The organism is Phenylobacterium sp. LjRoot219 (assembly GCF_964252995.1).
In the GTDB taxonomy this organism is placed as follows: domain Bacteria; phylum Pseudomonadota; class Alphaproteobacteria; order Caulobacterales; family Caulobacteraceae; genus Phenylobacterium.
Genome location: NZ_CAXUQI020000001.1, coordinates 3,636,400 through 3,651,207, shown reverse-complemented (window position 1 = coordinate 3,651,207; position 14,808 = coordinate 3,636,400). Strand labels below are relative to the sequence as shown.

Genomic DNA, 14,808 nt, shown 5'->3' with positions numbered 1-14,808 from the left:
ACGGTGACTATAGTGATCGCGCGGCGGAGTGCGATTTCAAAAACGCGCCCAGGCCGTCTAGGCTCGCCGCAGGCTCCATCAACGCGAGCGCCGCGTGACCGACACCCCGCCCGTCCTCGAGCTCGACGACCTCACGGTCGACTTCGACACGCCTGACGGCGCGGTCCGCGCGGTCCGCGGGGTCAGCCTGACGATCGGCCGCGGCGAAACGGTGGGGGTGGTCGGCGAGAGCGGCTCGGGCAAGAGCCAGACCTTCATGGCGGCCATGGGCCTGTTGGCGGCGAACGGCCGGGTCGGCGGCGCGGCCCGTTTCCACGGTAAGCAGCTGCTGGGGCTGAAGCCGGCGGCGCTGAACCGGGTGCGCGGCTCGAAGATCACCATGATCTTTCAGGATCCGCTGACGGCGCTGACCCCGCACGTGCGGATCGGCGAGCAGATCGCCGAGCCGCTGCGGCTGCACCTCGGGCTGTCGCGCCGGGACGCCCAGGCCCGCGCCCGCGACTGGCTGGAGAAGGTCCGCATCCCCGACCCGGGTCGGCGGCTGCGGCAGTATCCGCACGAGCTGTCCGGCGGCATGCGCCAGCGGGTGATGATCGCCGCCGCCCTGGCGGTCGGGCCCGAGCTGCTGATCGCCGACGAGCCGACCACCGCGCTCGACGTCACGGTCCAGGCGGAAATCCTCGACCTGATGGCCGAGCTCACCCGCGAAACCGGCACGGCGCTCGCCCTGATCACCCACGACATGGGGGTGATCGCCCGGCTGGCCGACCGGGTCTGCGTGATGAAGGCCGGGGCCTACGTCGAGGAGGGGCCGGTCGAGCAGGTGTTCCGCGAGCCCCGCACCGACTACACCCGCGCGCTGCTGGCGGCGATCCCGCGCCTCGACCGGGCCGATCGCGGCGGCCGCCCGACCCGGACGGCGCTGGCGCCCGCCGCGCCGGTGGTGGTCGAGGCGCGCGACGTGAAGGTCTGGTTCCCGCTGCGCCCGGCGCTGCTGGAGCCGCCGCGCACCCTGCGCGCGGTGGACGGGGTCAGCCTCGCGGTCCGCCAGGGCGAGACCTTGGGCGTGGTCGGCGAGAGCGGCTCGGGCAAGTCGACCCTGGCGCGGGCGGTGCTGAACCTGATCCCGCCGACCGACGGCGCAGTGCTGGTGATGGGCCGCGACATCAGCCACATCGCGCGCGCACAGATGCGCGCCGCGCGCCGCGACCTGCAGATCGTCTTCCAGGATCCGCTGGCCAGCCTCGATCCGCGGATGACCATCGGCGACTCGATCGCCGAGCCGCTGCGGGTCCATCGGCCCGAGCTCGACCGCGCCTTGCGGGACCGGGAGGTCGCCGCGATGATGGCCCGCGTCGAGCTCGACCCGGGGCTGATCAACCGCTACCCGCACGAGCTGTCCGGCGGCCAGAACCAGCGGGTCGGCATCGCCCGGGCCATGATCCTGAAGCCGAAGCTGGCGATCTGCGACGAGGCGGTCTCGGCGCTCGACGTGTCGATTCGCGCCCAGATCATCGACCTGCTGATCACCCTGCAGCAGGACATCGGCCTGGCGATGATGTTCATCAGCCACGACCTGGCGGTGGTGCGCGAGATCAGCCACCGGGTGCTGGTGCTCTATCTGGGCCGGGTGGTGGAGACCGCCGACGCCGAAGCGCTCTACGGCGCGCCCCGGCACCCCTATACCAAAGCGCTGCTGTCGGCGGCGCCGATCCCCGACCCGGCGGTCGAGCGCCGCCGCGCCCGTCTCAAGCTCGAGGGCGAGCCGCCCAGCCCGTTCGACCCGCGCGCCGCCTTCCGCTTCGCCCCCTCGCGCCTGCCGGCCGACCCGCGCGCCCCCCTGCCGCCGCCGCCGGCGCTGGTGGAGATCGCCCCGGGGCACTGGGTGGCGGAGTTCGACGCATAACCTCCGCTCATCCCGGCGAAGGCTGGGATCCAGACCGGCCGCCGGGCGGGGCGAGGTGAAGCGCGGTGTTCCTGGAGCCCGCCTGAGCGTCCGTCATCTGGGTCCCGGCCTTCGCCGGGATGAGCGGGTGGTCGGCCTCCATTGCGATAACCGGCCCGAGCCCCTAGGTTGCCGGCCTTCTTTACCCCCGGCTTTTCCCACTATGAATCTTACCTTCGACGACATCCTCGCCGCCCAAGCGCGGTTGAAGGGTCATATCGAGCGCACGCCCTGTCGCCCGTCGAGGACGCTGTCGGAGATTACCGGCGCGGAAGTCTGGGTGAAGTTCGAGAATTTGCAGTTCACCGCCGCCTACAAGGAGCGCGGCGCGCTGAACAAGCTGCTGCAGCTGACCGACGCGGAGAAGAAGCGCGGCGTCATCGCCGCCTCGGCCGGCAACCACAGCCAGGGGCTGGCCTATCACGCCGCCCGTCTCGGCATCCCGGTGACCATCGTCATGCCGCGCAGCACCCCGTTCGTGAAGGTGCAGCAGACCCGCAACCACGGCGCCGAGGTGGTGCTGGACGGCGACGGCTACGACGAGGCCTCGGCCTTCGCCCGCAAGCTGTGCGACGAGCGCGACCTGGTGTTCGTCCATCCGTTCAACGACATCGACGTGATGGCCGGCCAGGGCACGGTGGCGCTGGAGATGCTGGAGGACGTGCCGGATCTCGAGGTGTTGCCGGTGCCGATCGGCGGCGGCGGGCTGATCGCCGGCATGGCGACGGCGGCCAAGCACGTGAAGCCGGACATCCGCATCGTCGGCCTGGAGCCGGCGATGTACCCCTCGTTCACCGCCAAGATGCGCGGCGTCAACGCCGGCGTCGGCACCGGCGGGGCGACCATCGCCGAGGGCATCGCGGTCAAGCAGGTCGGCGATTTGACCTACGCCATCGCCCGGCCGCTGATCGACGACGTGCTGCTGGTCGAGGAGCCGTTCTTCGAGCGCGCGATCGCCCTCTACTGCAACGTCGAGAAGACCGTCGCCGAGGGCGCCGGGGCCGGCGCGCTGGCCGCGCTGCTGGCCTATCCGGAGCGGTTCCGCGGCAAGAAGTGCGGCCTGGTGATCACCGGCGGCAACATCGACACCCGGCTGCTGGCCTCGGTGCTGACCCGCGAGCTGGTCCGCGACCAGCGGCTCGTCAGCCTACGGATAATCGGCGACGACCGGCCGGGCCTGCTGGCCACCGTTTCGGCGATCATCGGCGGCCACGGGGCCAATATCGTCGAGGTGGCGCACAACCGCCTCGCGCTCGACGTGCCGGCGAAGGGCGCGGAGTTCGACATCATGATCGAGACCCGCGACGCCCAGCACACCCAGGAAATCATGGATGCGCTGCGTCAGCAGGGCTATCCGCCGCGCGCGGTGTAGGAAATGATCCGTAAGCTGATTATCTGCGCCGTCGCGGCGCTGGCGCTGGCCGGCTGCCACAAGAACTTGCCCGACCAGAGCGGCGCGGCGCAGGTCTTCCTGGCGCAGAACGCCAAGCAGGCCGGGGTCCAGACCCTGCCGAGCGGCCTGCAGTACAAGGTGGTCCGCTCCGGCCCGGCCGACGGCATCAAGCCGCGGCTCGGCGACGAGGTGAAGGTCCACTACGAAGGCAAGCTGATCGACGGCACGGTCTTCGACTCCTCCTACGAGCGCGGCCAGCCGGCGGCGATGCCGCTCAACGGCCTGATCAAGGGCTGGCAGGAGGCGCTGCAGCTGATGCGCCCGGGCGACGAGTGGATCCTCTACGTGCCGCCGAACCTCGGCTACGGCGCGGAAGGCGCCGGCGGCACGATCCCGCCCGGCGCGGCGCTGGTCTTCCGCATCGAACTGATCGGCGTGCTGCCCGGCGAAGGCCGCGTCCAGCAGGGGTAGGACCCCCGTGTCCGCTCGTCCCGGCGAACGCCGGTAGCCGGGACGAGCGGGTGGGCGCCTCGTCAGCGGGCAACCTGCGTCTTTCACGCCCCTTTCCTTTGTCCCTCGGCCCGCAGCGGTTTAATCCTTGGCCATGGCTAAGGATCTGACGCCCGCCGCGCTTTCCATCCTCGAGCGGCTGATCGCCTTCGACACCACCTCGCGGGGGTCGAACCTGGCGCTGATCGAATGGGTCGAGGCCTATCTCGACAGCCATGGCGTGGCGCACCGGCGGGTGCCGAACGCCGACGGAACGAAGTCCAACCTGATCGCCAGCGTCGGCCCCCCGGTCGAGGGCGGCGTGGTGCTGTCGGGCCACACCGACGTGGTGCCGGTCGACGGCCAGGCGTGGAGCTCCGACCCGTTCGCCATGACCCTGCGCGACGGCCGCTACTACGGGCGCGGGACCTGCGACATGAAGGGCTTCCTGGCGCTGTCGCTGGCCGCCATCCCCGAGCTGGCCGCCGGCGCCCCGCACAAGCCGGTGCACCTGGCCTTCTCCTACGACGAGGAGATCGGCTGTCTCGGCGCGCCGTCGATGATCGAGGTGATCGCCCGCGAACTGCCGAAACCGGCCCTGGTGGTGGTCGGCGAGCCGACCGAGATGGTCGCGGTCAACGGCCACAAGGGCATCGCCACCTTCACCGTGACGGTGCACGGCCGCGAGGCCCACTCCAGCCAGACCCAGCAGGGCGTCTCGGCGATCATGGAGGCGGTGCCGCTGATGGCCAGCCTGAAGGCGCTGGGCGACAAGCTGGAGCGCGAGGCTGATCCGGCGTCGCCGTTCACCCCGAAGGGCGCGACCCTGACCATCGGCGTGATCCACGGCGGCACCGCCGGCAATATCCTGGCCCGCGAGTGCCATTTCCTGTTCGACCTGCGCTGCCCGCCGGGCCTCGATCCGATGCCGCTCTTGCAGCCGTTCTACGCCGAGGTCGCGGCGCTCGACGCCCGCCTGAAGACCCGCGCGCCGGAGGCCGGGGCGACGATCCATCGCCGCTCGCTGACCCCGGCGCTGGCGCCGGAGCCGAACGGCGTAGCCGAGGCCTTTGCCCGCCGGCTGGCCGGCGACAACGGACCGCCGCGCGCGGTATCCTTCGCCGCCGAGGGCGGCCAGTTCCAGGAGGCCGGCTTCTCCACCGTGATGTGCGGCCCGGGCTCGATCGCCCAGGCCCACCAGCCCGACGAGTTCGTCGAGGCCGCTCAGATGGAGCGCGGCGCGACCTTCATGCGCCGCCTTATCGAGTGGGCGCAGCCCTAGCCGGCTTCACCACCACCGCCCGGCGCAGCAGCGCGCGGGGATCCCAGGCCAGCTCGCGGGCCAGTCCCCACGAGCCGACCCTGCGCTGACGCTGCGATTCGCGCCGCGCCTGCAGCGCCAGGGGCAGCCCTTTCAGCGCCGCGACGAAGCCGCGCCACGGCGCGGCCAGCTCGCCGCGGGCGTGGTGGCGGCTGAACAGCACCGCCGTGGCCAGCAGGTGCAGCGGCAGGGTCAGCCACAGCAACAGCGGCGGGGTGTTCTTCAGATAGATCCACAGCCGGTTGCGGGTGCCATGGAAGGTGGCGAAGTCCGAGCGCGGCCCGCCGCTGGAGGCCGAGCCGACGTGGCGCACGACCGCCGCCGGCACCAGCAGGGTGCGCCGGCCCTGCAACTGCAGCCGGTAGCCGAGGTCGACGTCCTCGCAGTAGCAGAACAGCCGCTCGTCGAAGCCGCCCATGCCCAGGAACAGCTCGCGGTCGATCATCATCGCCCCGCCGCAGGCCGAGAACACCCAGGCCGGACCGGCGAGACCAGGATCCGGCTGGCCGTAGCCGCCGCGGAAGCCGAAGCCGGCGGCCGACATCACGTCGCCGAGGCCGTCGAGCCGGCCGGGATCCTCGGCCATCAGCTGGCGCGAGGCGAAGCACTGCACCTCGGGATAGGTCGCGGCCGCCGCCAGCAGCGCTTCCAGCCAGTTGGCTTGCGGGAAGGCGTCGGGGTTGAGCAGCGCCAGCCAGCGCCCGCGCGCCAGGCGCGCGCCCTGGTTGACCGCCGCGGCGAACCCCAGGTTCTCGGCGTTGGCGATGAAGGTGACGTCGGGCGCGCCGCGCGCGGCGGCCTCGGCCGCCCCGTCGCGGGAGGCGTTGTCGATCAGGATGATCTCGAGGTCGCGCGTCGTCTGGGCGCGCAGCGCCGAAAGGCAGTCGCCCAGCAGCGGACCGCTCTCGTAGGCCACCACAACGACGCTGACTCGCGGCGATGGAGGCTTGTCATTCGCGCCGTCCCGCGCCATCCGAGGCTCGTCTCTCCGTAAAACGCTTAGCTTGGACGACCATGACGACGATCACGCCGCTGGCCATCCCTGAAGTCCTGCTTATCACGCCGAAGCGCCATGGCGATGCGCGCGGCTGGTTCGCCGAGACCTGGAGCCGCAAGTCCCTGGCCGATGCCGGCGTCGACGCCGACTTCGTGCAGGACAACCAGGCCTTCAACGCCCGCAAGGGCACGGTGCGCGGCCTGCACTTCCAACAGGCCCCGCACCCGCAGGCGAAACTGGTCCGTGTGCTGAGGGGCGCGATCCTCGACGTCGCCGTCGACGTGCGCCCTGGCTCGCCGACCTACGGCCAGTGGGTCTCGGCCGAGCTCACCGCCGAGGGCGGCGAGCAGCTGTTCGTGCCGCGCGGCTTCGCCCACGGCTACTGCACCCTGACCGACGACTGCGAGCTGTTCTACAAGGTCGACGGCCTCTACGCGCCGCAGACCGAGGGCGGGGTGATCTGGAACGACCCCGACCTGGCGATCCCCTGGCCGATCGACGGCGAGGCGGTGCTGTCGGAGAAGGACAAGATCCTGCCGCGGCTGAAGGACCTGGGCGCGGTGGCGTTCTGAACTTTTCCTACCTCCCCCGCGGAGCGGGGGAGGGGGACCGCGGGCCGAGCGCAGCGAAGAGCGCGTGGTGGAGGGGCAGGCCGCAAGCATGGCGGCGCCGCTTCCTAGACTCCGCTGCTTTCGAAGCTCAAGCGCTCTGCCCACCGCTTGCCCCCACCCCCACGCGCTCTTCGCTACGCTCGGCGCGCGGGTCCTCTCCCCCGCCTTGCGGGGGAGCTAGGTAGGTCCATTCGGCTCGCACGCTTTCATCGCCCTCGACGCCCAGCCGCGCATCCCGCAGCGCCGCGAACGCCGCCGCTTCCATCAGCTGTCCCAGCGCCCAGACCGCCGCCCCGCGCACCAGCGGCGCAGGATCCTCCAGCAGCCGCTCCGCCTCGGCCGCCAGCGCCGGGTCGCCGGAATTGCCGATCGCGTAGAGCACGTTGCGGACGAAGCGGTCGCGGCCGAGGCGCTTGACCGGGCTTTTCGAGAACAGCGCGCGGAAACTCGGATCGTCCAGTCGGGCGAGCTCGGCCAGCGAGGGCGCGCGCAGCGCGTCGCGCGCCGCCAGCTTCTGCTCGTGGCCGGCCTGGGCGAACTTGTTCCACGGACAGACCGCCAGGCAGTCGTCGCAGCCGTAGATGCGGTTGCCGAGCAGGCTGCGGAACTCGCGCGGGATCGGCCCCTTCAGCTCGATGGTCAGGTAGGAGATGCAGCGCCGCGCATCGAGCTGGAACGGCGCCGGGAAGGCGTTGGTCGGGCAGACCTCGAGGCAGGCGCGGCAGCTGCCGCAGTTCATCGGCTCGGGGGCGTCGGGGGCCAGCTCGAGCGTGGTCAGGATCGAGCCAAGGAACAGCCAGGAGCCGAACTCGCGGCTGACCAGATTGGTGTGGCGGCCCTGCCAACCGAGGCCGGCGCGCTCGGCCAGCGGCTTCTCCATCAACGGCGCGGTGTCGACGAACACCTTCAGCTGGCCGCCGAAGCGGGCCTGCAGCCACCCGCCCAGCTGCTTCAGCCGGCCCTTGATCAGGTCGTGGTAGTCGTCGCCGCGGGCGTAGACGCTGATCGATCCGCGGGTCCGATCCTCCAGCAGCGCCAGGGGATTTTCGTCCGGGCCATAATTGACGCCCAGGACGATCGCCGAGCGGGCCTCGGCCCACATGCCGCGCGGGTGCGCCCGGCGCTCGGCGGTGTCGGCCATCCAGCCCATCTCGCCGTGCCGGCCAGCATCCAGGAACTCGCCCAGGCGGGCGGCGGCCGGCCACTGGTCATCCAGATCGGTGAAACGGCAGAGGTCGAAGCCGAGCCGGCGGGCCTCGGCGCGGATCAGGTCTTTGGCGGCGTCAGAAGTCGAGGTCGTCATAATGCCGCGCCGGCGTCAGCCCCGGCCAGCGGTCCATAAGCAGAGGCCGGAAGGCCGGCCGGGATTTCAGCTTCATGTACCAGGTCTTCACCGAGGCGAAGTCCTTCCAGGGCACGTCGCCGAAATAGTCGATGACCGACAGATGGGCGGCCGCGGCGAAATCCGCCAGGGAGAGCCGGCGCCCGGCCAGCCATTCGCGGCCCTGCAGCAGGTCTTCCATGTAGTGAAGGTGCAGCTTCAGCCCGTCGCGCCCCTGGCGCAGGTTGGCCAGCTCCGGCGCGCCCATGCCGAGCAGCCGCTTCTCCATCTTCTCGTGCAGGATGAAGCCGCCGGCTTCGAACTCGAACTTGCGGTCGAACCATTGCAGCAGCCGCCGGGTCTCGGCCCGCTCGGCGACGTCGGCGCTGAGCAGGGCGGGATCGGGATAGGCTTCTTCCAGGTGGTCGAGGATCGCCCGGCTTTCGCACAAGACCAGCGTCTGGCCGTCGCTCACCTCGACCAGCACCGGCGTCAGCCCCGAGGGGTTGAGCTGGGTCAGCGACTTCGGCCGCTCCCAGTAGCGCACCGGCGTGTCGGTGAAGGCCAGCCGCTTCTCGCCCAGCGCCAGACGCACCTGGCGCGAGGCGGGATCGAGCGGGAAATGTTGCAGAGTGCGTTCGACGCTCATGATCCGGGACGGGCGGGGGTGGCGGCCGATTCGAGAACCGAATCCCTAAAACCCCAAAAAGCGCCGGACCTCTTAAGGCGTCGTTAGCTTTAGGCGTTGGTCCGCGCGGTTTCGGCGAATGCCCCGCCGTGAGGCTCGGCTTTGCCGCGTGGATCGGCATGCATGATGATGTCGGCCGAGGGGAAGGCCTCCAGCACCCGCTTCTCGGCGGCGACCAGCACCTCGTGCGCCGCCTCGAGGCTGAGCTGCGGGTCGAGGTCGACGTGCATCTGCATGTGCACGTACGGGCCGGAGGCGCGGGTGCGCAACTGGTGGACGCCGATCACCAGCGGGTCGCGGGTTATCAGCTCGATGATCTGCCGGCGCGCCTCGGGGCTGAGCTCGCGGTCGAGCAGTTGCCCGGAGGCCTCGCGGAAGATGCCGATCGCGCCCCACAGCAGCAGGGCGGCGACGATCAGCGCGGCGGCGGCGTCGAAGCCGCTCGCGCCCAGCCAGGCGCTGGCGGCGATGCCGATCAGCGCCACCAGGTTGGAGCCGAGGTCCGAGAGGTAGTGGGCCCGGTCGCCGGACACCGCCACCGACCCGGTGCGGCGCAGCACCCGGGTCTGGGCGGCGACCAGGCCGAGGGTCAGAACCGTCGACGCCAGCATCACGGCGATCGCCCAGCCGCCCTGCTGCAGCGGCCGCGGATCGATCAGGTTGGCGACCGCCTCGCGGCCGATCAGGGCGGCGGAGGCGAACACCAGACCGGCCTGCAGCAGGCTGGCGAAGGCCTCGGCCTTGCCGTGGCCGAAGCGGTGCTCGGCGTCCGGCGGGACGACGGCGTAGCGGACCGCGAAAAAGGTCGCCAGCGAGGCCACCAGGTCGAGCGCCGAGTCGGCCGCCGAGGCCAGGAGCGCGACCGAGCCCGACATCGTCCAGACGACGGCCTTCAGCGTGACCAGCACCGCTGCCGTGGCCACCGACAGCAGGGTGATCCGGCGGGTCAGGGCCGCGGTTTCTTGCACGGTCGGGGCGGGCGGGGTGCTCATAGGTCGCGGAACTTAGCTCCCTCGCGCCGCGGCGCCAGCGCTAACGACTCGCACGGGGAGGGCGAAGGCCCCCTCAGTCAGCTGCGCTGACAGCTCCCCCGCAGGCGGGGGAGCAGCGACCCGCTCCTCCCCTGCGAAGCGGGGGAGGTGGATCGCACCGCAGGCGCGAGACGGAGGGGGCGTTCGGCTACAACCCGAGCGCCTTTTTCACCTCGGCCCAGTCGACCAGCTTGAAATTCTGCCGCTCGCCTTGCGCGCCCTGGTCGATGTCGTCCTGCATCACCACCAGCCCGGCGGCGAAGGCTCCGGCCGGGCCGCCGATCGCGGCGACGCCGTCGGTGCCGGTGACCGCGTCGACGCCGTTCGCGGCGACGACGCTGAAGCGCCCGCGATAGGCGACCTCGTCGGTCTCCACCCGGAAGACGGCGAAGGCCGAATCGTCCTGGCTGGAGGCGATCAGCCAAGTCGCCGGCCCCTCGCGCAGCAGGGTCAGGCCCTCGACGTCCGGCTGCAGCATGGCCGAGGGCGCCTCGGCGATCAGCACGCCCGGCGTCGCGGTCTCGCCGAGGTCGAAGCGCCAGATCCCCCGCCCTTCCTCGCCCAGGTAGAGCCGCCCGCGGACGTCGTCGACGACGCAGCCTTCCGGCTGGGTGGCGACCGCGAAGCGCCGCTCGACCACGGTCTGCGGCTGGCCGTCCGGTCCGACGGTCACCCGCAGCTGGCGCACCTGGCCGTCGGTGCCGTTGACGATCATCAGGAAGGCGTCGCCGCGGCGGCCCAGGCATAGGCCGTAGGGCTCGGCGAGGTCGAGCTTCACCAGGCCCCAGTAGTCGAGCTTCAGGGTCGCCGGATCGAGCAGGTAGAGCGCCGCCCCGCCACGGCCGCGGTCGGAGGCGGCGACCAGCACCCGCTCGCCGGCGGGGGCGGCGAAGCCCGGCCGCAGGTCGACATTGTTCGGCAGGCCCCCGGCCAGGAACTGCAGCTGCTGGCCGGCCAGGTCGTAGACGTAGAGGCCGCCCTTCTTGTCGGTGCCGAGAATGACGCCGCGCGCCGGGTTGGTGGGATCGACCCAGATCTCCGGATCGTCGGCCGCGTCGAGCTTCGAGGAGCCGACCGGCGGGGTCTCCGCCGCCGCCGGCACCGGCGTCCCGGCGCCGAGCGTGGCGCCGCGGGAGTCGGAGTAGGTCTCCGGGTCGAATGCTGCGCAAGACGCGGCAAGTAGTGACGCCGCCGTGACTGACGCAAAACTGTAATAGAACTGCCGCGAAAACATCACTGGCTCCCCAACCGGCCCGATCTTAAGCACCGCCGCGATTAAGCGTGGCCTTAGACCTAGGTCAACTGGCCAATTCCGGGGGTAATCAGATGAACAAGGCGATGCTTTTCGCCGTGACGGCGCTCGCGTCCATGACGGTCGCGACTCAAGTCCTGGCCGCCGACGCGGCCGCCGATGTGGCCGCTATCGAGGCCGCGGCTGCCGAGGGCAAGCCGGTCGAAGAGCTGGTGGTCACCGGGCCGATCGGCTTCCGCAACCGCGTGGACGGGGCCGAGCCGGTGCTCTCTTACGACTTGGAGTATTTCCAGCGCTTCGAACCGCTGACCGTCGGCGACGCGCTGAAACGCGTGCCGAGCGTGACCTTCCTGTCGGACATCCTGGAGGCGGACGGCGCGCGGCTGCGCGGCCTGGCGCCCGGCTACACGCAGATCCTGATCAACGGCGAGCGCGTGCCGGGCTCGGGCCTCGACCGCTCGTTCTTCGTCGACCGCATCCCCGCCGAGCTGATCGAGCGGGTGGAGATCGTCCGCGCCTCCTCCGCCAACCGTTCGGGCGACGCGGTGGCCGGGGCGATCAACATCGTCATGCGTGATGCGCTCAGCATCGACGGCGGCTATGTCCGCGCCGGCGGCATCATGACCGACGACGGCCGGGTCAAAGGCACGCTCGGCGGCGTCTGGGGCGGCCAGGTCGGGCCGGGCCAGCTGCTGCTCGGGGCCAGCGTCCAGGGCCGGCGCAATCCGAAGGAGAAGCTGAGCCAGCGCTTCGACGAGCCGGGCGGCGAGCTCGACAACGTCGAGGTGCAGACCGACGTCCGCGACGGCACCGACTACTCGTTCAACGCCGACTACAGCGTGGACCTGGCCGGCGGCGCGTTCGACCTGAACGGCTATTTCGTCCGCACCGACCGGACGCAGATGGAGAACTCCATCGAGTACGCCGAGGGCGTGCGGACCAACGCGGCGCTGCAGACGACCAACCTCAATCCGCTCGACATCCGCACCGACAACTGGGCGATCAACGGCAGCTTCAAGCGCGAGATGTTTGGCGGCGAGACCAAGCTGAAGCTCGGCTATGCGGCGATCGACGACGACCAGTTCGAGTTCGAGGACGAGACCACCTTCGACGACGACGACCTGCCGTTCCCGGACGACGACGTGTTCGAGAGCACCCGCACCAAGACGCGGATCAAGGACAAGGAGCTGTACGCCGGCCTGTCGCACAGCCTCGATTTCACCGGCGCCAAGCTGGAATTCGGCCTGCAGTACGCCGACAAGAACCGCGACGCCTCGGTGCTGCAGACTGAGACCGAGGTCGAGATCGACGACCCGCCGGCGCCGCGGCCGGCGATCCCCGGCGCCTACCCCGACTTCGAACCGGTCGCCGGCGGCCTCAGCAAGATCGAGGAGCGGCGGATCGACCCTTACGTGATGCTGTCCGGCAAGGGCGAGGCGCTCGCCTGGGAGGCCGGCTTCCGCTACGAGACGACCGAGACCAAGATCACCGACGAGACCGTGGATCCTGACCTGCGGGTGTCGAAGAACGACTATTCGATCCCGTTGCCCTCGGCGAACCTGCGCTACAGCCTGACCGAGGCCGACCGGATCACCGCCTCGGCCGGCCGCACGGTGCGCCGGCCGAACTTCGACTTCCTGACCCCGGCGGTGCTGGAGGGCGAGTTCGGCGACAACGACTTCATCGGCAATCCCGACCTGAAGCCGGAGACCGCCTGGGGCGCGGACCTCGGCTACGAGCGGCGCATCGGTCGCCGCGGCGTGGCCGGCGTGAACTTCTTCTACCGCAAGGTGAAGGACCTGCAGGAGGTGGTGAACACCGGCGCCTATTCCGAGGAGGCGCTCGACAACTACGAGGACGCGCTCGACGACGGGGCGACGCCGGAGGAGGCCGCCGAGGAGCTGAACTCCTTCCTGCTGACCGCCGGCAATGTCGGCTCCGGCGCGGTCTGGGGCGTGGAGGTCGACCTCTCGACGCCGCTCGACTTCGTCGGCCTGCCGAACACCGGGGTGTTCCTCAACTACTCGTTCCTCGACTCCGGCGTCCGCGACCAGTTCGGCTCGCGGCGGTTCAACGACCAGTCGAAGTACGTGTTCAACCTCGGCTTCATCCAGGACCTGCCGGAGTACGGCGCGGCGTTCGGCGCCACCTATCGCAAGCAGGGCAAATCGTTCGGTCGGATCATCGGCGAGGAGGTCACCACCACCTACGGCGGCGACCTGGAGGTCTTCCTCGAGAAGCGCTTCAACGACCGCTTCGTGGTGCGCCTGACCGGCTCCAACCTGCTGGACGCGAAGAAGAAGGAAGCCTTCAGCAAGTTCAACACCATCGAGGACCAGGTGAACCGCGACTACGACGAATACGAGCTGGAGTCCGAGAAGGCCGGCCCGGTGTTCCAGCTGGTCGGACGGATGACCTTCTAAACTCGACAGCCGGGCGCTACTTGGCCGGCGCGGGCGTCACCGCGCCCGGCCGGGAAGCGCCCGGCGGTTCGGTGATCAGGCGGGCGCGTCGGGCGAAGGTGACGTAGTCCCAGGCCCAGCTGAACGCCACGCCGAGCCGGTTTCTCAGCCCGATCAGGAAATAGATGTGGGCTAGGCTCCAGAAGACCCAGGCGACGAAGCCCGTCAGGGTCAGCCTGTCCAGCTTCACGATCGCCGCCTTGCGGCCGAGAGTCGCCAGATCGCCCTGATGCCGGTAGACAAATTCGGGCGCGGGACGGCGGCCGGCCGCGAGCGCTGCGATCCGCAGGCCGACATAGCGGCCCATCTGCTTGGCCGCCGGGGCGATGCCGGGAACGCCGCGCCCGTGCGCCACCTTCATCGCGGCGGTGTCGCCAACGGCGTAGATCTCCGGCCGTCCGGGCACGCTGAGGTCAGGGTTGACGATCAACCGCCCGGCGCGATCTTGCTCCGCGCCCAGCCATTGCGCGGCGGGCGACGCCTGCACCCCCGCGGCCCAGATCACCACGCCGACGCGGATCATTTCCTCGCCGACCCAGACCGCGTCGGTCTCGATGCGGGTGACCGGCGCGCGGGTGCGGACCTCCACGCCCATCCGCGCGAGCTCGCGCGCCGCATAGCCGCTCAGCTTTTCCGGAAAGGTCGGCAGGATCCGGGGGCCCGCCTCGACCAGCAGCACGCGCGCCTTGGCGGGATCGACGCGCCGGAAGTCGCGCGGCAGCGCCTGACGCGCGATGTCGGCGATGGCGCCGGCCATCTCGACGCCGGTGGGGCCGCCGCCCACGACGACGAAGGTGGTCAGGTCGCCGCGATGCGCCGGGTCTTCGGCGATCTCAGCCCGCTCGAAGGCGCAGAGGATCCGTCGGCGGATCTCGGTCGCGTCCTCGATCCGTTTCAGGCCGGGCGCGTACGGCCTCCATTCGTCGTGGCCGAAATAGGCGTGGGTCGCGCCGGTCGCCAGAACCAGGAAATCGTAGGGGTAGTCGCCGGCGGTGGTGCGCAACCGCCGCTGCTCGGCGTCGACGCCGACCGCCTCGGCCATCAGCACCCGCGCGTTGCGCTGCCGGCTCAGGATGCTGCGGATCGGCCAGGCGACATCCGCCGGCGACAGGGCGGCGGTGGCCACCTGGTAGAGCAGCGGCTGGAAGCTGTGGTGGTTCGACCTGTCGATCAGCGTCACGTCCACCGGCGCGTGCGCCAAGGCCTTGGCGGCGTCCAGCCCGCCGAAGCCGCCGCCGACGATCACCACCTGCGGACGCTCTTCGGCTGCGGCTGGCGCCTCGATGGTCACGGCGTCT

The 14,808-nt window shown here is 70.7% G+C and carries 12 protein-coding genes; 6 read left to right on the top strand and 6 right to left on the bottom strand.

All coding sequences use genetic code 11. The features are described from left to right. The first annotated feature begins 94 nt into the window (after positions 1-94). The 4 genes from ACSQ14_RS17845 (at position 95) to argE (ending at position 5,109) form a co-directional block, all read left to right on the top strand. The gene (locus ACSQ14_RS17845; protein WP_436015210.1) at positions 95-1,906 is read left to right on the top strand and encodes an ABC transporter ATP-binding protein; all 1,812 of its coding nucleotides are present in this window, start codon (positions 95-97) and stop codon (positions 1,904-1,906) included. A 202-nt stretch (positions 1,907-2,108) separates the two neighbouring features. Then, positions 2,109-3,317 (top strand): threonine ammonia-lyase, encoded by a 1,209-nt coding sequence (locus tag ACSQ14_RS17840; protein WP_436015208.1) that lies wholly within the window; start codon positions 2,109-2,111, stop codon positions 3,315-3,317. Between the two features lie 3 nt (positions 3,318-3,320). After that, complete coding sequence (locus tag ACSQ14_RS17835) at positions 3,321-3,809, top strand: FKBP-type peptidyl-prolyl cis-trans isomerase (RefSeq protein WP_436015206.1); 489 nt, start codon at positions 3,321-3,323, stop codon at positions 3,807-3,809. A gap of 133 nt (positions 3,810-3,942) precedes the next feature. Next, complete coding sequence (argE, locus tag ACSQ14_RS17830) at positions 3,943-5,109, top strand: acetylornithine deacetylase (protein WP_436015204.1); 1,167 nt, start codon at positions 3,943-3,945, stop codon at positions 5,107-5,109. Here the strand turns inward: argE and ACSQ14_RS17825 are convergent. Then, the gene (locus tag ACSQ14_RS17825) at positions 5,087-6,121 is read right to left on the bottom strand and encodes a glycosyltransferase family 2 protein (RefSeq protein ID WP_436015202.1); all 1,035 of its coding nucleotides are present in this window, start codon (positions 6,119-6,121) and stop codon (positions 5,087-5,089) included. The two genes, argE and ACSQ14_RS17825, sit on opposite strands and share 23 nt — an antisense overlap. Positions 6,122-6,162: 41 nt before the next feature. On the opposite strand from ACSQ14_RS17825, the gene rfbC reads away from it, so the two are divergent. After that, positions 6,163-6,717, top strand: a complete 555-nt coding sequence (gene rfbC / locus ACSQ14_RS17820) for a dTDP-4-dehydrorhamnose 3,5-epimerase (RefSeq protein ID WP_436015200.1) — start codon at positions 6,163-6,165, stop codon at positions 6,715-6,717. Positions 6,718-6,844: 127 nt separating this feature from the next. On the opposite strand, the gene queG is transcribed toward rfbC, so the two are convergent. The 4 genes from queG to ACSQ14_RS17800 all read right to left on the bottom strand — a co-directional run bounded on the left by queG (position 6,845) and on the right by ACSQ14_RS17800 (position 11,030). Further along, positions 6,845-8,059 (bottom strand): tRNA epoxyqueuosine(34) reductase QueG, encoded by a 1,215-nt coding sequence (queG, locus tag ACSQ14_RS17815; RefSeq protein ID WP_436015198.1) that lies wholly within the window; start codon positions 8,057-8,059, stop codon positions 6,845-6,847. Next, positions 8,040-8,726, bottom strand: coding sequence for an FtsZ-binding protein FzlA (gene fzlA, locus ACSQ14_RS17810; protein ID WP_436015196.1), 687 nt, complete (start codon positions 8,724-8,726; stop codon positions 8,040-8,042). The genes queG and fzlA overlap by 20 nt, the downstream gene beginning before the upstream one ends. Before the next feature lie 89 nt (positions 8,727-8,815). After that, the gene (locus tag ACSQ14_RS17805; RefSeq protein WP_436015194.1) at positions 8,816-9,757 is read right to left on the bottom strand and encodes a cation diffusion facilitator family transporter; all 942 of its coding nucleotides are present in this window, start codon (positions 9,755-9,757) and stop codon (positions 8,816-8,818) included. 187 nt (positions 9,758-9,944) lie between these two features. Next, a complete protein-coding gene (locus ACSQ14_RS17800) occupies positions 9,945-11,030 on the bottom strand; it encodes a phytase (RefSeq protein WP_436015192.1) in 1,086 nt (361 codons plus the stop codon). A gap of 134 nt (positions 11,031-11,164) precedes the next feature. Between ACSQ14_RS17800 and ACSQ14_RS17795 the strand changes: the two genes are divergently transcribed. Beyond that, entirely contained in the window at positions 11,165-13,471 is a 2,307-nt protein-coding gene (locus ACSQ14_RS17795; RefSeq protein ID WP_436015190.1) for a TonB-dependent receptor plug domain-containing protein, read from the top strand. A 16-nt stretch (positions 13,472-13,487) separates the two neighbouring features. On the opposite strand, the gene ACSQ14_RS17790 is transcribed toward ACSQ14_RS17795, so the two are convergent. Beyond that, positions 13,488-14,801, bottom strand: coding sequence for an NAD(P)/FAD-dependent oxidoreductase (locus tag ACSQ14_RS17790; protein WP_436015188.1), 1,314 nt, complete (start codon positions 14,799-14,801; stop codon positions 13,488-13,490). Positions 14,802-14,808: the final 7 nt, after the last annotated feature.

Coding starts and splice junctions, on each gene's coding strand:
- ACSQ14_RS17805 (WP_436015194.1), bottom strand. CDS start 9,757: ATGAGCACCCCGCCCGCCCCGACCGTGCAAGAAACCGCGGCCCTGACC.
- fzlA (WP_436015196.1), bottom strand. CDS start 8,726: ATGAGCGTCGAACGCACTCTGCAACATTTCCCGCTCGATCCCGCCTCG.
- rfbC (WP_436015200.1), top strand. CDS start 6,163: ATGACGACGATCACGCCGCTGGCCATCCCTGAAGTCCTGCTTATCACG.
- ACSQ14_RS17795 (WP_436015190.1), top strand. CDS start 11,165: ATGACGGTCGCGACTCAAGTCCTGGCCGCCGACGCGGCCGCCGATGTG.
- ACSQ14_RS17825 (WP_436015202.1), bottom strand. CDS start 6,121: ATGGCGCGGGACGGCGCGAATGACAAGCCTCCATCGCCGCGAGTCAGC.
- ACSQ14_RS17840 (WP_436015208.1), top strand. CDS start 2,109: ATGAATCTTACCTTCGACGACATCCTCGCCGCCCAAGCGCGGTTGAAG.
- queG (WP_436015198.1), bottom strand. CDS start 8,059: ATGACGACCTCGACTTCTGACGCCGCCAAAGACCTGATCCGCGCCGAG.
- ACSQ14_RS17835 (WP_436015206.1), top strand. CDS start 3,321: ATGATCCGTAAGCTGATTATCTGCGCCGTCGCGGCGCTGGCGCTGGCC.
- argE (WP_436015204.1), top strand. CDS start 3,943: ATGGCTAAGGATCTGACGCCCGCCGCGCTTTCCATCCTCGAGCGGCTG.
- ACSQ14_RS17800 (WP_436015192.1), bottom strand. CDS start 11,030: ATGTTTTCGCGGCAGTTCTATTACAGTTTTGCGTCAGTCACGGCGGCG.